Here is a 22,940-nt window from a genome sequence, read left to right as displayed (position 1 = left end):
ACGGTCGGGCGCGCCTTCAGCGGCTATCGCCTCGCGCTCCGAGCTAGCTCGGAGTCCGAGGACAGGTATGACGTCTATTTTTGCCATCAACAAATTCGAACAATTACTGTAAATCAACATGCTAATTAAAAAGTGTAAAGGATCTCCCCGAACGGGTGTAAACCATGTCCCCGAACAGAACATCGAAGGGGGAAATGAATTCGGCCCCCGCCGAAGAAAAGGGGGATGTGCTAGCTCCCTCCACGGGCTTGCAAGCTCCCGGCTATTGCATTGGTATCTTCGTGTCAGTGTTGGCAGTAAGTTTCTCATCAGCTCATGGTGTATTTGGTTCAATCTGGGCTACATCCCCCTAGCCCCCTTCAAGGGGGAATTTTTCTTGCCGGGCTCACAGCCCTTCCCCTTTGAAGGGTGCAGGAGGATACCCTAAGCCCTTGAAGGTACTCCAATTGGAGAGGACTAATCCGCTTTCTTGTAGAAAAGGAGGTAATTTTTGGGAAAAGACTTTCAGTCCTAATCCGAACCCTTGTACTTCCAGTGCAGGGAGCATTCAGTAACAATTAAATTCAATTCCTAAACGCGTTACAATATGTTTCTGAGATGCTATAGAAATATCAATACGGATGCAGGGGAAAATTTGCTTGGCAAAAACAACTGTTGTCGATAGATTAATAATGAGATCAAAACGGGAATGGTAGCTGGGTCTCTTTGACCATTAAACCAAAAAAAGTAAAGGGATTTGAAATGACTGATCGTTCAACATCCAGGAGGAATTTCATCAAAACTTTGACAGCTGGCACAGCGGGCCTGTCACTGGGGCTGAGTGCGCAGAGTTATGGCAATATTATTGGGGCCAACGACCGCATCCGGGTTGGAGTAATCGGTGTTGGTCGCCAGGGCAGGGGACTCTTGGGGAATATGCTGAGTGAGTCTGATGTAGAAGTAGTGGCATTGAGTGACGTCTACAAACCGAACCTGGATTTTGCTTCTTCACAAGCTCCCAAAGCTGATACCTATAACGACTTTCGGGAGATGCTGGATCGCACTGATATCGATGCGGTTGTTATCGCTACTCCCGACCACTGGCACGCGTTGAATACCATCATGGCCTGCCAGGCGGGGAAGGATGTGTATGTTGAGAAGCCGCTTTCCCGCTATATAGAGGAAGGGCGCAAGATGGTAGAGGCCGCACGGGAGCATGACCGGGTCGTACAGGTCGGCACGATGCAGCGTTCGGGACGGGTATTCCAGGAGGCTGTGGAGATTATCCAGTCTGGTAATCTTGGGCCCATCAGCTTTGTGAGGACCTGGAATTACAGTAATGATTACCCTGATGGAATCGGAAGTCCTGCAGATAGCAACCCACCCGAGGGGCTTGACTGGGATCTGTGGCTGGGACCTGCCCGGCAACGACCGTTTAATATCAACCGGTTTGGTGTCATCCTGGATGAAGAGAAACAGTATCAACGCTGGGCCAGCTTCCGTTGGTTCTGGGATTACGCTGGCGGAATGATGACCGACTGGGGCGTGCATCTTCTTGATATTGTAAACTGGGCTATGGATGTCAAGGCTCCTCAAGCGGTCAGTGCAGCCGGAGGAAAATTTCATCTCAAAGACAACCGAGAAACCCCGGATACGCTTACCGCAACCTACCAGTATCCCAACTTTGTCTGTACCTATGAAAACCGCGTGCTCAACGGCAAGCCAATGGATGGAAACGGCTACGGAATCATGTTCCATGGAACAGAAGGAACTCTATTTGTTGATCGGGGATCGCTAAAACTCACACCTGAGCCGGACAGTAAGTTGGAAGCGTTGAGTATGGAGGTAGAGGAAAATGCCCGGGCCAAGCATGTCCGCAATTTCCTGGACTGCATAAAATCCCGCGAAAAACCGATCTGTGATGTAGAAGTCGGCCATCACTCAACTGTAACGGCCCATCTGGGGAATATCGCATATCGATCTGAAGAGCGGATTGAGTGGGACAGTGAACGAGAGCAGGTTGGAAACAGTGAGAAGGCCAATAACCTGGTCAAGGGATATCATCGTGATCCCTGGACCGTTTGAAGGTTAGGGAGTAATGGCTTTTATGGCGCGGGGAAGTATCCCGTACTACTGTGATAGCGGTATTTCTTGTTTACGGATTGCTTATCAGTTTATTACGAATTTGATATAGCTTAAGCTACATCCCACTGTTCCCCCTTCGAAGGTGGAAATGAATTCGGCCCCAGCCGAAGAAAAAGGGGATGTGCTGGCTCTTCACTCGTACTTACAGGTTCATGGCTTTGGCAGTGTTTTTTCTTGTTGGTGTTGGGTGAGTGTTGCTCTTCAATTCTTTCTGAATTAGATTCAATTTGCGCTACATCCCCCTGGCCCCCTTCAAAGGAGGAATTATCTTGTTGAAGAATGATTTTCAGGGCTCTGAGTAATGCTGGAAATGCCGTTTAAAGCCTCTCACAATTAAGGACGCTTGTAATTTATAATGCTTGCACTGTCGGGAACCAGGCGGCAGCCTGGAGGGCTTGCAGATGGTGGAGTTATTTGCTTAAATCTTCTTTTTTACTGTCTTGGGCATCTATAGGGGGTATTTATTTTCACTAAGGAAACCAACGGGTTATTGTGAGCAGAATGGGACGCCATGAAGATTTGAAAAAAGTTGAAAAAGATTTGACGGCGTTGAGTAAAAATGGAATATTGGGTTGGTTTAAAATTGAACTGATACCCAGGCATTGAAGGTATTCAACCACGGGAATTTTATGGGTGTGGGAATGCCCCTAATGATAGGTACGTCGGCTGTGGAACTGATAGACGGTATACATAAAAGCCAGACTAAGCCTCACGTCTTTTCGTTAAAAGCACGTGTTTCCTTTTGGGGCGAAGTATGTTGGTGCAATTTAGTTGGGTAAAGCACTTGACAAGGGATTTAGAACCGACCTTTTTTGTTGTTCAGATTTATAATATTAACAATATTTTGTTGGGATTTTCGGCTCCAGGAGTCAAAATCAAGACTATGTCTTTCACATAAAATAATCGAATATTCATGAAACGTTACGTTAACTTATTGAAGTATCTCTGTTTATTAATACCTGCTTTTCTATTCATTTCTTCATGCTCCAATCAACGCTCCGGTCCTCCCAAAGTTTTGGTTTTTAGTAAGACGGCGGGATATCATCACGCCTCCATCCCCGATGGTATCGCAGCAATACAAAAGCTGGGTTCGGAAAATGGGTTTGAGGTTGACACCACAACCGATGCTGGTAAGTTTACCGAAGAAAATCTTGAACAATACTCTGCCGTTGTCTTCCTGAGTACTACTGGGGACGTCTTGAATAAATACCAGGAAGCCGATTTTGAACGCTATGTCCAGGCCGGTGGCGGTTACGTGGGCATTCATGCAGCAGCCGACACCGAGTATGAATGGGGCTGGTATGGTCGCATGGTGGGCGGGTACTTTCTGGATCATCCCGGTATCAACGATCCTCATCCTAATGTACAGGAGGGGACCCTAACAGTGGAAGATGCCTCACACCCGTCAACAGAGTTTTTGCCCAACCCATGGATCCGGACTGATGAATGGTATAGCTACAAGAACTTTAATGACCAGGTCAATGTCCTGATGACACTGGATGAAGACAGCTACCAGGGCGGGGCTGACATGGGTGAACACCCGATCGCATGGTATCACAACTATGATGGCGGGCGCGCTTTTTACACCGGCCTTGGGCATACCAGTGAATCGTTTTCGGAGGATCTTTATTTGCAGCATATTTTAGCTGGAATTCAGTATGCCATTGACGAAAACCTGGAGCTAGATTATTCACAGGCCAAAAATGGCCGGGTGCCAGAAGCAAACCGGTTTACCAAAGAGATGCTGTCAGTCGGGAAGTTTTACGAGCCGACCGAGATGACGATTTTACCGAACCGGGATGTACTCATTACCCAGCGCCGTGGAGGGATTCTACTCTACAAAAACAGCGATTCCACATTGACTGAGGTTGGGAGACTGGATGCTTATTTCGAGACAGATGCCCCCGATGTAAATGCCGAGGAAGGGGTGCTGGGAATAAAAGCCGATCCCAACTTCGAAGAAAATCACCACGTTTTTATTTACTACAGTCCCGCCGATACATCGGTTAATCGACTGTCGCGATTTACCTTTGAGAATGACAAGCTCGTAATGAATTCGGAAACAGTGATACTAGAGTTGTACTCTCAGCGCGATATCTGCTGCCATACCGGCGGTTCCATCGCATTTGACAGCGAAGGTCTCCTGTACCTTTCTACCGGCGACAATTCCACTCCCTTTAACCAGAAGAACTCAGAATATACGCTGGGTGGATATGCGCCCCTGGATGAACGCGAAGGACGACGTCAATATAATGCACTCCGTTCTTCCGGTAATGCCAATGACCTGAGAGGAAAGATTATCCGGATCAAAGTAAATGAGGATGGCAGCTACGATATCCCGGAAGGAAATCTCTACCCGCAGGGCACCGAAGGAACGCGGCCTGAAATTTATGTGCAGGGCAACCGGAATCCCTACCGCATTTCGGTTGATCAGAAGACCGGCTATCTCTACTGGGGGGAAGTAGGACCAGATGCCAGTTCCGACAGCATGGATACACGTGGGCCACGCGGTTATGACGAAGTAAACCAGGCTCGTGAGGCTGGATTCTTCGGATGGCCGATGTTCATCGGACCAAATCATGCCTACCGCCATTTTGATTATGCCACCGGTGAACCCGGGGAAAAATTTGATCCTGAGAATCCTGTTAATGATTCCCGGTTAAATGATGGGATTAAGGAGTTACCCCCTGCAAAGTCTGCTTTCATCTGGTATCCCTACGGTGAGTCAGAGGAGTTTCCAGGCGTGGGAACCGGAGGAAGAAATGCCATGGCGGGACCCGTCTACTACACCGATATGTACCCCGAAGAGACCCGATTGCCGGATTATTTTGACGGTAAGTTAATTATCTATGACTGGATACGGAACTGGATAAAAGTGGTCACCATGTGGCCGAACGGCGATTATTCCAAGATGGACCCATTCATGGAAGACACCGATTTTAATGCGGTCATCGATATGGAAGTAGGTCCCGAGGGAAGATTGTATCTCCTGGAGTATGGCAGTGGCTGGTTTTCTCAGAATGATGATTCCGGGTTGTCATTTATTGACTACAATGCAGGTAACCGGAAGCCAGTGGTTGATGACGTTTTGGTGAACAAGACTTCTGGAACGTTGCCATTGACGGTAGAGGCCAGAGTGGAAGCCAGCGATCCCGAACGGGACGAACTGACCTACATTTGGGACCTGGGAGACGGCACGACCAAAGAAACATCAGAACCAACCGTGGAGCACACCTACAACGAAATTGGGGAATACGCGATTTCGGTTGAAGTTAATGACGGGGATCTATCGCGATCCAGTAGTTCAGTCTTGGTGTATGCCGGCAATGTTGCCCCTGAGTTGAGCATCCAGGTTAACGGAAACAACTCGTTCTACTTCCCGGGGATCCCGGTTGCATATTCTGTCAGCGTCAACGATCCGGATGATCCCGATGCGGGCGATGATCTTTCCTCCCTGATTGTCTCAGCTGATTATGTGGAGGGCAGCGACATGGCCGAAGCCTCGATGGGGCACCAGGTCATGACCGATGCAATGAGTGGAAAAAGCATGATCGAATCGCTCGATTGCCAGGCCTGCCACAAGCTCAATTCCAAATCTATTGGGCCTTCCTACATGGAGGTTGCCCAACGATACGAGGACTCTACCAATGCTGAACCGCACCTGGTCAATAAAATTATCCAGGGAGGTTCCGGCATATGGGGTGAAACGGTGATGCCGGCCCATCTCGACATCAGTGAGGCTGATGCCCGTAAAATGGTTACATGGATTCAGTCGCTGGCTGAAGAAAGTGAGCAGCAGGAATCATTGCCTGCCTCAGGAACGGTCGATCCAACGATGGGTGAACAGCCAACACCAAGCGGCATGTTGATTCTCTCTGCAAGTTACACCGACCAGGGCGGACCAAATGTCAAGCCGCTAACCGGCAACGCCAGCAAGTACCTGAGAAACAACACCATGAATTTTGCAGGCGCCAGCAACCTGGAAAGCTACAGTTCCATGACCTTTGACGGAAACCCGCTTTTGATGGTGCCGCAGGAACAAGGCTCTTTCAGCCTTGAGCAGATCGATCTCACGGGAATTGGTGCTATACAACTCACCAGTGTTATTCCACAACCGGTGAACACAGGATATTCTTTTGAGCTTCGCCTGGATAGTCCTGACGGTGAGGTCATCGGGGAAGCCAACTTCAAACCCGAATTCAATTCTTCCGGCGATGGACCCAGTTCCCAACCGTTTACTATTGCCATTGAGGAAGTCACGGATGGAAATCCACACGATCTCTATATCGTGAGTCAGCCGGAAAATCCTGCCGAAGCCGGTACTCTGATCTTGTCGTCAATAACATTTCGGCTGACAAACTGATTCTTTTAACATTTCTCAATAAAATTAGGGATCATCTCCTAAAGAGGTGATCCCTTTTTGTATCTGAATAGTAGGTACAGGCCTAAATTTTAGGTCTTCAAAAAGAGGCAGAGATAATGGTAACTATTAAAATGGATCTGAAATGCGAAGCTTACACTATTTGTATGTTGTAATACTCTCAATTTTATTTGTCAGCATCACCGGTAGAACAAAGGTATTTGCCCAAGATAGCAAAGAAGATCGCCCTAATATTCTAATGATCTATGTTGATGACCTGGATCACAAGCCGTTTGGATTCATGGGGAATAAGATCATACAAACCCCGAATATTGATCAACTGGCAGGTGAGGGGGTGGTCTTCAGCAATGCGTTTGCCGTTACTGCCACCTGTATTACCAGTCGTGGAAACCTGATGATCGGTCGTTACGCTGCTCGTACCGGTATCTATTTCGACCAGTTTGATGAACTTACAGAACAACAGGTGCAGATGAGTTATCCCGCTCAACTTCGTAAAGCTGGTTATCATACTGGATATGTTGGTAAATGGCACTTGGGTCCGGTACCAGAAGGGGTGTTCGATGATGACCGCAGGTTTTCCGGGCAGGGCAGATTCTGGTCGGAGGAGGAACCTCCCAATAAAGGAGTCCACCTTACCGATAAACTGGGCAACCAGGCAGCTGAAATGATACGAGAGGCCCCTGACGGTAAACCGTTTGTCCTAACGATCGGATTTAAGGCCCCACATGTTCAGGACGGTTTCCATCCTGTGGAGCCATATCCACCATCTCCAGCTACAGCGGTTCTTTATGAGCTGGACGAAATACCGGCTCCTCCCTTGTCAGATTCCACATTTTTTAATAGCCAGCCAGAACTAATACGGAAGTCATTGGGGCGTGTTCGATGGGAGTACCGGCTGGGACCGCCCGAATCATTAAATTTCCAGCGTTCGTTAAGGCGATACTACCGGATGGTGACTGGTGTGGACAACCAAGTGGGTAAAATGGTTGATGCATTGCGTGAGACGGGTCAATTGGAAAACACGATTATTGTACTAACAGGCGATCATGGCATGTATCTGGGAGACCGCGGACTTGCCGGCAAGTGGCTGGGCCATGAAACCTCCATTCGGGTCCCTCTTATCGTCCGCCACCCGGGTGTTCCAGAATCCGGGCGCGGGACCCAGCGAGAGCAGATGGTACTGATGCTCGATTTTATGCCTACCTTCCTTGACTGGGCTGGCCTTACCCCGGAGGATGGCGTTCAAGGGCGATCGTTTGCCCCGATCATTAAAGGCCAAAATCCCGAGAACTGGAGAACCGAATTCTTTTATGAGCACCACAGCTTTCCCGATCGCATCCCACGATCAGAGGGAGTTCGTACCGAACGTTACAAGTATCTACGTTATCTGGACAGCGAGCCCCTTTATGAGGAATTATATGACCTCCAGTCCGACCCAACTGAGAAAAATAATCTAGCCAATGATGCTAACTATTCGGAACTGTTGAAAAAGATGCGAGGTAAGTGGCAACAGTGGCGTGAGGACGTCAAATAGAAGAATTTCAATCCAAATTCCAGGGCCTCGCATAGCCTTTGCGTAGGCTACGCATAGTCTCCGCGCAGGGTACGCAAAGCCTTCGCGTAGGGTAGATGCAGCCTTTACGACTGCCTATACAAGGCCATCGGAAAGCAATCCAGTCGTAGCGAGATTACATCCCGTATTACATTCATTTGGGAGCAGTTCTGCCGCAATCTCGTGGAGGCAGAACCGAAAATGGGCGAGCAGGTAGCCACTCCTTATCTGAAAGCTCAGGTTAATCTTATGGACCAAGAGAGTAGTTCAGCAGTTCGGCTGTCTCTATATTATTAGACTAAACATTTGTAGGAAAAATTGTGATGGAATGGACAGGTAGTGAAATAACTACCAATGTTAGTAAGGGACGGGATAATGGATACGGGAAAAGAGGATCAAAATCCAGTTAGTGAAGTTCGCCCATTGCTGGAAAAACAGTGGGTGAGACAGGTTCGTGAGAAAAGCGATCGATCGGCTTTTAAGAAGATCTTTTTAGCATACTACAAGCGGTTGCACGGCTTTGCCATAACCTACCTGGGGAGTATGGAGCGTGCCGAAGATGTCGTTCAGTCGGTTTTCCTTAACATCTGGGCGCAAAGGGAAAGTTGGGACCCTCCCGGAAAGCTCAGGAGCTATCTTTTTAATGCCGTTAAAAATGAGGCCCTGAATGTAGTGCGTCATCAAAAGGTAGTAGATGATACGGAAGATGACGTGGCCAGAAAGTTCCGGGAACTGAAAGAGTCGAAGCTGACCTCTGATGATGTCGAGGTTGAAGAACTGCGGCGTGATATCGAAGAGGGACTGGAGAAGCTACCACCACGGTGTCGACAAATTTTTGTCTTGAACCGCAGAAGTGGTCTCACCTATGCTGAAATAGCCGAAGTGCTGGACATTTCGATCGGTACCGTAAATACACAAATGGGCCGCGCACTGAAACGTCTCAGAAATCACCTGTCCGATTACCTCTCGTTCGCCACTTTCCTTGGTTTGTCTGAGCTGCTAAAAAAAATGTTCATCTTCGAGACAATCCTCTTCCTTTTCTTGGTTTGATATTATACGGATCCAGATGATAAGCTATTATTAACGCATTTAGGATTGAAATAAGCCACTGTGTCATCCTGAACTTGTTTCAGGATCTCGTAAAGATGACAAACGTTGATATTAAATCGAAATAGAATCAACGCGTATATCCGTACGAGATCCTGCATCGGGGTGCAGGATGACTGAGATGCTTTTTTAACCCTCAACATGTTATTCTGTTTTAGATTGTAGGTTTCGGTCTACTACGAACTGTACTAATCTGTTAGTAGTTATCATTAAGTTGAGATTGCTATAGTAGGCCTATTTATTTTAATCCACCCGGTCATAAAACAGCGGCCGGGTGGAAAAGAGTCTTCTCCACCGGATGGCTGGGTTCGCCACCCGGTGGATTGAGATGGAATATAACTGGTAAATGCTTTGTACTTTTTGAGTCTACTCATAAAGTTCTGGTTGCGTGCTTACAGCTTGAACCTCTAACCATCCTTTTCCAATTCAAAGCTTTTATACCTCGAAAGGGAGGTTTTTGGGTGTTTAGAGCCTATATAAGTTTCTTTCCTTTAGACCTATCCAAATTTTTCAAAAAAATTTAGTCTGTTTGTCATAGAACCCTCCGACTGAAGTGTAATAGCTATAGAACAACCAACAAAAACGATTATTGACGACAGGAAAGAGCAGAAAGAATATGCCCTGGGAATTACTAGCACGATACTTCGCCGGTGAATTGGAAGGTGAGGAGAAGGAACAAATGAAATCCTGGATAAATGAAAATCCCGAGCGAGCACTGAGAGTTGAAGAACTCCGTGAGATCTGGGAACAATCAGGAGTTCCAGCCTACAATCTCGATGCTGAGAAAGCGTGGCAAAGACTCGCATCCGACATGGACAAATTGGACCAGGGAGATCACCAGGTCAAAAAAGTATTAGGTACAAAAGACAGACAATATTACTCGGGCAACAATCGGGAAAATCGATCCGGCCGGGTTATAAGACGCCTGGTTATGGCTGCCACTGCAGCGGTCATCATTATTACGGCCGGTTTATTTGCCTACAGCAATTATGAAAGCATCTCTTCTCAAAAGGAGAAGGTGGATAAAACTGCCATGCGTTTAATTACGACAGGCAATGGGGAACGAGCTACATACACGTTAAACGATGGCTCGAAGGTCATTTTACATGCCGGGAGTAAACTGCAGGTTCCCCTTTCTTTCAATACGGCACAACGGAACCTGTACCTGGAGGGGGAAGCCTATTTTGAAGTAACCCGGGATGAATCCAAACCCTTTGTTGTCCATTCTGAAAAGGCCACGACCCGCGTGCTGGGAACCAAATTTTTAGTACGGGCCTGGCCAGATGAACGTAACCAGGTGGAGGTCGTCGTATCGGAGGGCAAGGTGGCTCTCGGTAAGGCTGAGAACGCAGGGTTACAAGATGCCGGCGAAGCTATTCTCACTAAGAACCAAAAGGGCCAGGTTAGCGACGATAGTGATCCCAGTATTGTCAATGATATTGATATGAACTGGTATATGGGCTGGACCGAAGGGAAACTGAATTTTAATGACCGGCCGTTAAATGAGATTATTCCGAAACTCGAACGCTGGTATGATATAGTTATCCAAACCAGCGATGCAGAAATCGGTCGTAGAAAACTTACTGCTGAGATCGATTACAGCCAGCCTATGAGTGAGGTACTAAACGGTATTGCATTAACACTTGAATTGGAAATTGAAAAAGAGGAGGGCATAATCACATTCCATTTACCAGGGAAATGATAGCTAGGATAATCTATCAGAGATATTCAAAAAAGAGGAATATCAATATAAAATCAGAAACCAATAAGGGGAAAATTATGAAAGGAATAATGATACGCACGATAGGGATACTGATGCTTGTGATATTGGTAACCCCACTGATGTATGCACAAGATGCACAGGAGGATAATAGGCGGAGGGCACTGGCACTTTCCAACGAAGATGTAGTGCAAAGTGAAGTCGTCAGTGATCAGCTTAAACAATTAATTGAACTGGATCTCAGAAGTGCCCCCTTGGAGAAGGCATTACAGCGTGTTGCCCAAAAGGCAGGCCTGAAACTGATGTACAACAAACAATCTCTGCCTGGCAAATACGTAACAATACAGAAAAAGGCTGTGACCCTCTATGACGCTCTTTGGGAGATATTGGATGATACCGGGCTCCGATTTGCACTGTCCCAGAACCAGCAGCTGGTCTTGATGAAGATGAAGAAACCATCCAAAGAGGTTACAATGGAAACGGTGACGGGACAGGTAACCGACGCACAGACTGGCGATCCGATGCCCGGTGTTAATATCTCAGTGCTGGGCACAACCACGGGTACTTCAAGCGGATCTGACGGCTCATATTCGCTGAATGTACCTTCTCTATCTGATACCTTGATGTTTTCCTTTATCGGCTATCAGACGGAACAAGTGCCTATTAACGGGCGAACAACCATCGATTTGGCCATGGCGCCCCAGGCGATACAGGGATCGGATATCGTTGTCGTCGGTTATGGTACACAATCCACACGTGATATCTCCGGGTCTGTACAAAATATTACCTCCGAGGGATTGGAAGATCTGCCGGTGGCTCAGCTCGGCCAGAAGCTCCAGGGCAAACTTTCAGGAGTAAATATTAATCAAAATACCGGGGCACCGGGCGAAGGGATAAAAGTGAGAGTCCGAGGTGCGGCTTCTATAACTGCAGGTAGTGACCCCCTGTATGTTGTAGACGGGATGCCGATCACGGGTGATATCAGCAATTTCAACCCCAATGAAATTGAGAGTATCAGTGTACTTAAGGACGCCTCTGCAACATCGCTGTACGGTTCCAGGGCAGCCAACGGAGTGGTACTCATTGAAACCAAGAAAGCGGTAGCTGGTCAGACCCAAGTTAATTTTAACGCCAGCTACGGGGTGCAACAGATTCCGCAAAGGGGACGGCCAAATGTGATGGAAGCAGATGAATATGCGCAATTCCAGAAGGAGATTGACGAATTCAACGGTCGGCCGGTGGATGAAGCGTTCCAGGATCCGTCGCAATACGGCAATGGCACCGACTGGTATGACGCCGTGACCGAGGCGGCACCAATTCAGGACTACAGTCTCTCGCTGAGTACCGGTACCGAGACATTTAGCACGACAGCTGTGGCGGGATATCTAAACCAGGATGGCGTGGTCATAGGCACTGGATATGAGCGATATTCTCTGCGCGTCAACACCGATTTCCAGCCTATTGACAATTTGAATATTCGCTTTAACGTAGCACCCAACGTTGCAATGAATACGAATTCCAATACGGATGATGCCCCATGGAACGGGGGGATACTCAGTGGTGCCGTCCTTTCTACTCCACTGGCGCCAGCCCGTAACGACGATGGATCACTGCCGCTTATAGCGCAGGATCCGGCTACGTTCGGTAATCCCAACTTTTTGCGAACGGCCAGGGAACGTGTGAATGATGAAAAAGAAACGCAGTTACTTTCTAATGCCATAATCGAGTACGAAATTCTGGATGGCCTCAGCCTGAAAACATCTGGCAATGTTGATCTTGGTTCCAGACGATTCTTCAACTTTAATCCATCCACCACAGGGCAGCTTTTTGCACCGCCTCCCATTATACCAAATGGATTTCTGCTTGAAAGTACCTACACATCGTGGGTGAATGAGAATACACTGACCTTCCAGCGTGACCTCGGTGATCATAGCATTGATGCGCTGGTTGGAGCAACGGCACAGAAGTTTGAGCTGAATACAAGCGAGATTACGGCCACGAATTATCCCGATGACAAAGTTCGTGAGGTCAGTGCCGCCGGACAAACCACTATTGCATCCGATGTTCAGGAGTGGTCTTTGCTTTCTTACCTGGCAAGAGTCAACTACAGCTATAAAGACCGGTACCTGTTCTCCGCTTCTATACGCAGAGATGGGTCCTCACGGTTTGGCTCCAACAATCGCTGGGGTAACTTCCCGTCTGTCTCCGCTGGCTGGATTATCTCTGAAGAACCGTTTATGCCTGAATCTGATTTAATCAGCTTCCTGAAGCTGCGGGCAAGTTATGGTGTAGTGGGTAACTTCAGCATCGGGAACTATACCCATATTTCCACGATCAGTTCCGCCAACTATGCTTTTGGAAGTGGCCTGGCTTCAGGTCGTGCAGTAGATAACCTGGGAGATCAAGGTCTCGGGTGGGAAACCAACAAGGAATATAACCTGGGGCTGGATGTGAATTTCTTTGACGAACGGTTACAGTTAACCTACAACTACTATAGGAAAAACACCTCGGATCTGCTTTATAACGTTGAGGTCCCTTTGGCTTCCGGTTTTGGCAATATCCAAACCAATATTGGGGAGCTGAAATTTTGGGGACACGAATTCTCTGTAAAATCATTTAACATCGAGAATACCAATCTCTCCTGGAGCACTGATTTCAATATTTCCTTTGACCGGAACGAGGTGGTCGAACTTGGTACGCAAAATGCCGCACTTTTCAGTGGAATTGCGGAAAGTCACATCACGGAGGTTGGAGAGCCCATCGGACAGTTTTATGGCTTGATCCATGATGGAGTCTACGATGACCAGGAAGAGTTTGATAACTCTCCGAAGCACACGACCTCGCAGGTAGGAACAGTAAAGTTCAGGGATGTCAATGGTGATGGCATTATTACCCAGGACGATCGGACTGTCATTGGTAATCCTCATCCTGACTTTACCTTCGGAATGACGAACACAGTGCGTTACAAAAACTTTGACTTTTCACTGACGCTTAGTGGCGCCTATGGTAATGACATTATCCGCCTGGAAGAGCAATATCTTACGAACCTGGATGGCGTATTTAATGTGCTCGAGGGCTTAAAAGATCGCTGGAAATCGCCTGAAGATCCGGGAGATGGCAGGTACGGAAGCGTTGCCCAGGGAACGACGTTCCTAGAGCGCGACTGGTGGAATTCACGGTTCATATATGATGGAAGCAACATTACGGCCAGGAATATTACGCTTGGTTATACCTTGCCGGTAAGCAGTAACAGCATGATAAGTCGATTGAGGTTTTACGGAAGCGTGCAAAACGCCTTTATCATAACAAGCTACCCTGGTCCGAATCCAGAAGTTAACACAAATGCAGACACGGAAGGCGGAGGTGGTGACACCGCTCTGGGTATTGACCAAACGGCATACCCCATCCCCCGGACTGTCAGCTTTGGTGTAAATCTCAGCTTCTAATCAAAAAAGAATTTAAAGAGGGTATAGTTATGAAATTCAGAATATTATTAATCGGAATATTGATTGTGTTCATAAGCGGATGTGAAGACTTCCTGAATATCACCCCTGAAACTGCCGTAACGCCCCAGAACTTCTTCCAGACCCAGTCTGATTTTGAGCAGGCGGTTAATGGGGCCTATGCACCGTTGCAGTCAATCTATGATGCCCAAACTGTGTTTGGGTCAGGTGGAGACTGGATGCTGGCAGAAATGCGTTCCGATAATACGCATTTCACTTTTAACGTAGATAACAGGGGCGCAGTTACCTCAGAAAACGTAGCGACGTTTCTTGTTGAATCTAACAATGGTGTTGTGGCAAATAAGTATAACAATAACTTTCAGATCATTGCTCGCGCCAATGAAATACTGTCACAGATCGACCAGGCCGATTTTGATCAGTCGGTCAAAGACAGGCTGAAGGGAGAAGCTCTTTTCTTACGAGCGTTTGCCTATTTCGACCTGGTCAGGAATTTTGGAGGCGTGCCATTACACCTGGAGCCTTCGGGATCACTGGAAGAGACCTCTCTTGCAAGGTCTTCCGCCAGCGATGTGTATGATCAGGTAATTACCGATGCAACTTCCGCTGCTGACCTACTTCCTTCGAAGGCTAATCAGCAAACCGGCCGGGCCACATCGGGAGCTGCCTACACGCTGTTGGGCGATGTTTTCCTGACGCTGGAGCGTTGGTCTGATGCTGAATCTGCACTGTCCAATGTGACGAACTATTCATTGCTGCCAAATTATGCAGACGTTTTTGATCCCGCCAATGAAGGCAACGACGAAATGGTATTTGAGGTTGAATTCCTGGCCGGAACTTCACAAAGTCTGCACAGCCTGTTTCCTTATCATTTTCTGCCCAGGCTGAATGATCCTTCCATAATAACCGGTGTTTCCCCGGCCCAGCTCAATGAAGGTGGCTGGAATACGCCCACGCCGGATCTGATTGAAGCATACGAAGATACGGTTCAGGACGAAAGGTATGCCGCCTCTATCGGTCGCTATTCGGGCTCATCCCCGATTACCGGCTTTACCTATGACAGAACGCCCTATATCAAAAAGTATCAACATGATCATCCTTCGTTTGGACAGACTGAGCAAAACTGGCCTGTCTATCGCTATGCCGAAGTACTGCTGATGATGGCCGAAGCGATCAACGAGCAGGGTGGTCGACTTACAGAAGCCCAGGGATACCTCAACGAAGTTCGCGATAGAACCGGCTTGAACGATTACACTGCAACCGGACAGGCTGACCTTCGCGATGCCATCATGCAAGAGCGACGGGTTGAGCTCGCGTTTGAGAATAAACGCTGGCACGACCTCGTGAGAACAGGCCGTGCCGTGCAGGTGATGAATGACTTCGGCGAGCGTGTAAAGGCCAATCCACAGGATTACTATTATGCTCCTGGTAATGCTCCTACAGCAGCTTCTTTTAACGTAACGGAAGATCAGCTTTTGTACCCGATACCCTTCCGCGAGATAAACCTCAATCCTGATCTCGAGCAAAATCCAGGGTATTAATTGACACGTTTCTTACAAGCAGCTGAGGGTCCGGTGCAATTGGGGACCGGACTCTCACTTTGCTTAATCTGTCCTGAGATTTAAAAACGGGTTACAGGAAAACGGTCGAGATGATTTAACAATCTGAAGAATAATACGGTATCAATCTCGGTAGTAGTGGGGTCTTCATTCTTTCCTTCACATCAATGATTAATGGAATTATGAAAACAACTAATACGCTGTTTCAATCGCTGCCGATCTCGGTTCTTCTGGCATTGGGTCTGCTATTTTTGTCGGCATCGTGCAGTGATGCCCAGTCAGATCGTGATGAAGAGGTGAATCTGGAGGCAGGATTTAAAAATCCACACGACGAAGCCCGGCCCCGCGTATGGTGGCACTGGATGAACGGTAACATTACCAAAGAGGGGATACGGGCCGATCTTGAGTGGATGCGCAGGGTGGGCATTGCGGGTTTCCAAAACTTTGATGCCGCCTTCATGACCCCGCCCGTGGTAGAAAACCGACTGCAGTATATGACGCCCGATTGGAAGGATGCATTTCAGTTTACCACAAATTTAGCTGATTCACTGGATATGGAAATGGCGATTGCCGGTTCTCCCGGATGGAGTGGGAGCGGTGGTCCCTGGGTACGACCTGCCGAGGGAATGAAGAAATATGTCTGGTGCAAGACGAGGATAGAAGGCGGGAAACCATTCAATAGTAAGCTTCCGGAACCTCCGTCAAGTACAGGTCCATTCAAAAACCTTCCCTACGACGGGGGAATAGCGGCGATTACCGGCCATCAATATACGCCGCCCGAATTTTATAAAGATGCTGCAGTCATTGCTTTCCGGCTGCCGGAGGGGGATAAAACACTCTCGGAGTTGGAGCACCGTGTGATTTCCAGTAGTGGCTATGTTGAGCTCTCCTCGCTTACGGACGGGGATCTAACTTCCGGTGTGTCGTTGCCCGAACCTTCCGAAGGGAAAAATGAATGGATACAGTTTGAGTTTGCACAGCCCCAGACTTTTCGATCCCTGACTATTTCCGGTGGAGGCAGTGAGGCTATGCCATTCAGACCTCTCCCTCCCAGCAACAGAACGCTGCAAGTAAGTGAAGACAGGGCGAATTTTAGAACAGTTGCCGAAATTCCGAACAGCCGCGTTGACCATGTAACACTCACTCTCGATGAACCGATTTCAGGTAAATATATTCGGGTTACATTTGGATCGTCTCCTACTCCCCCAAGTTTGGCAGCTATGCTTGGCAATGAGAGCTCAGAACAGACTACTGAAGATGAACCGTCTGAAATAGAAATAGCCGAACTGGAATTGCATACAACCGCACGGGTTCACCGTTTTGAAGACAAAGCGGGATTTACCACTATCGAAGGTTTGTATGAAATGGGTACGCCGCCAGTAAATGATGGCGCTATTTCCCAATCAAGTGTCATTGATCTTACCTCAAATTTGAATGAGGACGGCACACTCGAGTGGACTCCGCCCCCCGGAAGCTGGATGGTTCTGCGCCTGGGGTATTCACTGACCGGGATTACCAATCATCCGGCTTCGACCGAAGCCACCGGCCTGGAGGTGGATAAGCTTAACGCGGAGCACGTTCGCTCCTATTTCAATACCTATCTCGATATGTACAAGGATGCTACGGGTGGCATGATGGGGACTCAAGGACTGAAGTACATTATCACCGACAGTTATGAGGCCGGCCCACAAAACTGGACGGATGGGATTATGGAAAAATTCAGGGAACTGCGCGGTTACAGTATGTTTCCGTGGCTGCCGGTACTGGTGGGTCACGTAGTTGAGAGCCCGGAGGCCAGCGACCGCTTTTTGTGGGACTTCCGTAAAACAATCGGTGAGTTGATTGTTGATAACCATTACAATGCGCTCTCAGATATTTTGGAAGAACGAAATATGGGACGGTATACCGAGTCGCATGAAAGCCAGCGAGCATTTTTGGCGGATGGGATGGAGGTGAAACGTAATGCCGATATCCCGATGAGTGCCATGTGGACGCCGAGCCCAATGATGGGCAATGAAGAAATTGGCACCGAATACAAAGCCGATATACGGGAATCAGCATCGGTAGCCCACATATACGGGCAGAACCTGGTGGCCGCAGAGTCAATGACCGCTTTTGGTAACCCGTGGAGCTGGTCGCCGCAAACACTGAAACCAACGGCAGACATGGAGTTGGCGCATGGGGTGAATCGTTTCGTAATCCACACCTCGGTGCATCAGCCGCTGGATGACAAGTTCCCGGGCTTTACACTAGGGCCCTTTGGGCAATGGTTCACCCGCCACGAAACCTGGGCGGAACAGGCCGGTCCGTGGATTGACTACCTGGCACGTAGTAGCTACATGCTTCAACAGGGAGAATATATCGCTGATGTTGCCTACTACTATGGAGAGGGAGTTAACACCAATATTACGACGCAATTCAGGGAGCAGCTTCCGGCCGTTCCCGAAGGGTACCAGTACGATTTTGTAAATGCTGATGCGCTCGTAAACGATCTTTCTGTGAATAAAGGCGTGATCACAACGCCGGGCGGCACGACCTACCGCATCCTGGCACTGGATAAGAACAGTCGGCATATGACGTTGCCAGTGCTGCGTCGCATTCGAGACCTCGTTCAAGCGGGGGCCATAGTGGTTGGATCCAAGCCAGTGGAAGCCCCGAGTCTTAGCGATGACGAGGAAGAGTTCCAGTCCCTTGTAGATAACCTTTGGACCAATGAGAACGGGGTAAATGAGGTTGGAGAAGGAAGAATTTATGCCGGACGAAGCATCAGGGAAGTCTTAGCCGCCCTGGATGTTAATCCTGATTTTGAATACAGCAAACCGGAATATGACACGGAGCTGCTGTACGTCCATCGCAGGATGAACAATACCGATATTTACTGGATAAACAACCGCAATGATAGGATGGAAGATGTGGAGGCAACATTCCGAGTTGAAGGTAAAGAAGCGGAACTTTGGGATCCCGTTACTGGTGAAATTGAGGAGGTCTCGTACAGTTTTAGTGACGGTGTAACCAACGTGCCGGTTCGCCTGGAACCCAATGGCGCTCTGTTTGTTGTATTCCGCGATAAGGCAGAACGGCCATCGAGATCTATTCCTAAGCCGACGGAACAAACATTAGACTCTGTAGAAGGACCCTGGGAAGTCAGCTTCCAGGAAAATCGTGGTGCTTCCTCATCAACCACTTTTGAATCACTAACACCCTGGAATGAACATTCCGATGAAGGGATCAAATACTTTTCAGGAACTGGTGTTTACACTAAGAGTATCGAGGCTTCTTCGGAATGGTTTACCGATGAACGTCAAATTTTTCTTGATCTTGGAGAGGTGAAAAACCTGGCCGAAGTGGTCGTGAATGGGGATTCACAGGGCATTGTCTGGAAGAAGCCGTTCAGGGTTAACATTACTGATGGTCTGTCACAAGGCGCAAATACGATCGAAATAAAGGTTACCAATCTCTGGGTAAATCGGCTAATTGGGGATCAGCAGCCGGATGTCTCTGAGACCTACACATGGACCAGCTTTCCCGGCCCAGCTCCCTATCCGGCTGATGCCCCGCTGGAACCATCGGGATTGCTGGGACCGGTACAAATTGTGGGTATGTAATAGGAAATAGTGCTTGAAATATCTTCAGTCTTAGCTTACATACAATATGAGGAAAAACGTTCAGGAATAGTTGTTTATTCAAGATTTCAGAGTAGAAATGAACTGTCGAAGTTTCTAAATAGGTAGATGTAATGATGGATATCTCAAAAACAAATCAAATAAAAGCAGTTATGAAGTATCTTGTATCGGGAATGTACGCAGTCTTATTCTTATGTTTAGCTGGTTTCTGTAACTTGGGGAATGCAGTAGCCTTACAGGCAGATGGAGTCTCAGCATATGATCTGAGTGTAGAGTATTTTACAAATCCCATCGGCATCAATGATGTCAATCCTAGGCTATCCTGGAAGTTGGACAGTGACCAGCGGCATACACTCCAGACGGCGTACCAGGTGCAGGTCTCAGAGGGTCCCGATTTCTCTCAACAGGGGATAGTTTGGGATACAGGTAAAATCAGTTCGGAAAAATCTATACAGGTGAATTACGAGGGGCCTGAACTTGAGTCCCGGCAGCGATATTACTGGAGAGTCCGGGTATGGGACAATCACGGGAACAGCTCAAACTGGAGTGATACTGCTTTTTGGGAGATGGGCTTGTTGAGCCCGGAGGAATGGCAGGCACAATGGATTGAGCCTGGCCTAGAGCAGGATACCACCAAGCCACAGCCGAGCCCGATGCTTCGACATGAATTTTCCCTGGATGGTGAAGTAACATCGGCGCAGGCTTATGTGACCAGCCATGGGGTTTATGAAATGCAAATCAATGGAAACCGTGTCGGCGACCGCCTGTTAACGCCGGGTTGGACGAGCTATTACAACCGCTTGCAGTACCAGACCTACGACATCACAGATTTATTAAAAGAGGGGGCCAATACCGTAGGCGTAACACTGGGCGACGGTTGGTACCGGGGATACCTGGCGTGGGGTGACGCGCGAAATCACTACGGTACAAAACTGGCCCTGCTGTCACAGATTGAAGTGACCTATGCAGATGGAAGCACAGAAATTGTTGAGACAAATGACAACTGGACCGCTTCTACTGGTCCAATCCGTATGTCAGATATTTATGATGGTGAAACTTACGATGCTCGTATGGAAAAAGACGGCTGGGCCTCTCCCGGCTTCAATGACAGCGATTGGTCAACTGTAACCATCGCGGATCATTCCAAAGAGGTGTTGGTCGCTCCGGACGGTCCGCCGGTTTGCAAGATCCAGGAGCTCAAGCCTGTTGAAATACTGGTAACGCCCGAAGGCGATACCGTAGCCGATATGGGCCAGAACATGGTGGGATGGACCCGTCTGAATGTGGAAGGTCCACGGGGTACCGAGGTTACAATCCAGCACGCCGAGGTACTCGACAAAGAGGGCAATTTTTATACGGCAAACCTGCGGGAGGCGGCTCAAAAAAATACTTATATCCTCAATGGGGAAGGTAACGAAACCTTTGAGCCTCATTTCACCTTTCACGGATTCCGCTACGTAAAAGTGGAGGGATATCCCGGCGAGCTTACCCCAGGCGATATTACCGGCGTAGTTATTCATTCCGATATGGAACCTTCCGGCCATTTCGAGTCTTCGAATCCGTTGGTCAACCGCCTGCAGCACAACATCGTGTGGGGACAAAAAGGCAATTTTGTAGACATTCCGACCGACTGTCCGCAACGCGACGAACGCCTGGGTTGGACCGGCGATATAGAGGTTTTCGCCCAGACGGCTTGCTACAATATGAATTCAGCCGGTTTCCTCACGAAATGGTTGAAGGACCTGGAAGCTGACCAGCTTGAGAGTGGAAGCGTGCCGCATGTCATCCCGAACGTGTTGGGAGAGGGATCTGCCGGTGCCTCCGGGTGGGGCGATGCGGCTGTGATTGTGCCGTGGACCCTGTACCAGGCCTATGGAGATGTTGAAATTCTTAAGATGCAGTACGACAGCATGAAGGGCTGGGTCGATTTCATGGCAAAGCAGTCACAGAGCGATTCTACCGAATACCTGTGGGATAACGGCTTTACCTTTGGCGACTGGCTGGCATTTACCAACGATCCAGACGGGGCCCGTTTTTATCCCGGGGCTTATACCAACACCGATCTCATATCCACCGCTTTTTTTGCGCACTCCACTGATCTGTTACGCAAATCAGCCGAAATTATCGGCCGAGAAGATGATGCAGAAAAATATGCTGACCTTTTTGAATCCATTAAAGATGCGTTCCAGCAGGAGTATGTGACTCTTGGCGGTCGCGTGATGTCAGATACGCAGACCTCTTACCTGTTGGCCCTGCAGTTTGGGCTGTTGCCGGATGATATGGAGGCAGAAGCGGCGGCGCACTTGGCGGCCAATGTGGATGATCGCGGTCACCTGACCACTGGATTCTTAGGTACGCCTCATCTGAACCCGATTCTCAGCCAGTACGGTTATTCAGGGCAGGCCTATGAACTGCTGCTGCGCAAGGATTATCCTTCGTGGCTATATCCTGTGACGATGGGTGCCACCACCATCTGGGAGCGCTGGGACGGGATCAAGCCCGACAGCACGTTCCAGACACCAGATATGAACTCGTACAACCACTATGCCTATGGCGCAATCGGTGAATGGCTGTACAAAACGGTGGCTGGTATCAACCAGCAATCTCCCGGCTATAAGCAAATCCTGATTGAACCTACGCCTGGCGGCGGTTTCAGTCATGCGCGCTCTATCAAAAATTCCATGTACGGAAGAATTGCATCGGATTGGGAGCTCAGTGAAGAGAACTTTACCCTGACGGTGGAGATTCCCGAAAATACCCGGGCTACCATTGTTCTGCCGGATGCTAACCGTGGAGATGTCACGGAAAGTGGTCAAAAACTTGCCAATGCCCGCGGAATAACAAAAATAGAACAGGATGGTTCAGATCTGAAAGTTATGGCGGGATCGGGCCGATACACCTTCTCTTATCCTTCAGGGGGGCTCGCCTCAACTCTGATGGCGGGAGAATTCAGCGTGAAAACGCCGGTGCTCCGCCTGCTGGAAAATGAAGAAACGCGGGCTGTGCTGCAGAAGCATATACCCGAACTGGTTGGCAGTGAACTGTTTGACATGGTGGAAGAAACCCCGTTGAACCAGGTTTCCCAAAATGCACCTGACCAACTTCCCCAGTCAAAGCTTGAAGCGATTGGCGCCGATTTGAGCAAGATTAGAATAGAAGAGGATGTTTCTCTGAATTCTCAAAACAAAGTCGCAGAACTGGTCGCCAATAAACAGGCAAGAGCAATTCTCAATGATCAGATACCCGAGTTGATGAATTCGCCGTGGGTGAGCCAGGTAATGGGTTTTTCACTGGGAAAAGCCGCCAATTCTCTGCCTGAAGCGTACCAGGTTTCAGAGGAAACAGTACAAAGTATAGACCAGGCGCTTAGATCGTTGAGCAGCAAATGACACTGATGGAAACGCATAGCGGCA

Annotated in this window: 10 protein-coding genes; 9 read left to right on the top strand and 1 reads right to left on the bottom strand. The window is 48.5% G+C overall.

Going from position 1 to position 22,940, the window contains the following annotated elements:
- The first annotated feature begins 741 nt into the window (after positions 1-741).
- From NC796_RS07280 to NC796_RS07265, 4 genes are all read left to right on the top strand, one after another.
- Complete coding sequence (locus NC796_RS07280; protein WP_310683469.1) at positions 742-2,064, top strand: Gfo/Idh/MocA family oxidoreductase; 1,323 nt, start codon at positions 742-744, stop codon at positions 2,062-2,064.
- Positions 2,065-3,037: 973 nt separating this feature from the next.
- Complete coding sequence (locus NC796_RS07275) at positions 3,038-6,487, top strand: ThuA domain-containing protein (RefSeq protein WP_310683467.1); 3,450 nt, start codon at positions 3,038-3,040, stop codon at positions 6,485-6,487.
- 142 nt (positions 6,488-6,629) lie between these two features.
- Positions 6,630-8,039: a sulfatase gene (locus NC796_RS07270; RefSeq protein ID WP_310683465.1), complete on the top strand. Its 1,410-nt coding sequence runs from the start codon at positions 6,630-6,632 to the stop codon at positions 8,037-8,039.
- 393 nt (positions 8,040-8,432) lie between these two features.
- Complete coding sequence (locus NC796_RS07265; RefSeq protein WP_310683463.1) at positions 8,433-9,107, top strand: RNA polymerase sigma-70 factor; 675 nt, start codon at positions 8,433-8,435, stop codon at positions 9,105-9,107.
- A gap of 266 nt (positions 9,108-9,373) precedes the next feature.
- Here the strand turns inward: NC796_RS07265 and NC796_RS07260 are convergent, their stop codons facing one another.
- Positions 9,374-9,538 (bottom strand): hypothetical protein, encoded by a 165-nt coding sequence (locus NC796_RS07260; RefSeq protein ID WP_310683461.1) that lies wholly within the window; start codon positions 9,536-9,538, stop codon positions 9,374-9,376.
- Positions 9,539-9,780: 242 nt separating this feature from the next.
- On the opposite strand from NC796_RS07260, the gene NC796_RS07255 reads away from it, so the two are divergent.
- From NC796_RS07255 to NC796_RS07235, 5 genes are all read left to right on the top strand, one after another.
- Positions 9,781-10,866 carry a FecR domain-containing protein gene (locus tag NC796_RS07255; RefSeq protein WP_310683459.1) on the top strand — a complete coding sequence of 362 codons (1,086 nt, stop codon included), beginning with the start codon at positions 9,781-9,783 and terminating at the stop codon, positions 10,864-10,866.
- A 77-nt stretch (positions 10,867-10,943) separates the two neighbouring features.
- Positions 10,944-14,330, top strand: coding sequence for a TonB-dependent receptor (locus NC796_RS07250; protein WP_310683457.1), 3,387 nt, complete (start codon positions 10,944-10,946; stop codon positions 14,328-14,330).
- A 29-nt stretch (positions 14,331-14,359) separates the two neighbouring features.
- Positions 14,360-15,886, top strand: a complete 1,527-nt coding sequence (locus NC796_RS07245; RefSeq protein WP_310683453.1) for a RagB/SusD family nutrient uptake outer membrane protein — start codon at positions 14,360-14,362, stop codon at positions 15,884-15,886.
- Positions 15,887-16,086: 200 nt separating this feature from the next.
- The gene (locus tag NC796_RS07240) at positions 16,087-19,509 is read left to right on the top strand and encodes a glycosyl hydrolase (protein ID WP_310683451.1); all 3,423 of its coding nucleotides are present in this window, start codon (positions 16,087-16,089) and stop codon (positions 19,507-19,509) included.
- A 170-nt stretch (positions 19,510-19,679) separates the two neighbouring features.
- Complete coding sequence (locus NC796_RS07235; protein WP_310683449.1) at positions 19,680-22,916, top strand: glycoside hydrolase family 78 protein; 3,237 nt, start codon at positions 19,680-19,682, stop codon at positions 22,914-22,916.
- The last annotated feature ends 24 nt before the right edge of the window (positions 22,917-22,940 follow it).

Origin of the sequence: Aliifodinibius sp. S!AR15-10, assembly GCF_031569985.1 — a bacterium.
Lineage (GTDB): Bacteria > Bacteroidota > Rhodothermia > Balneolales > Balneolaceae > JAMQKA01.
This window is presented reverse-complemented; position numbering and strand designations above follow the sequence as displayed.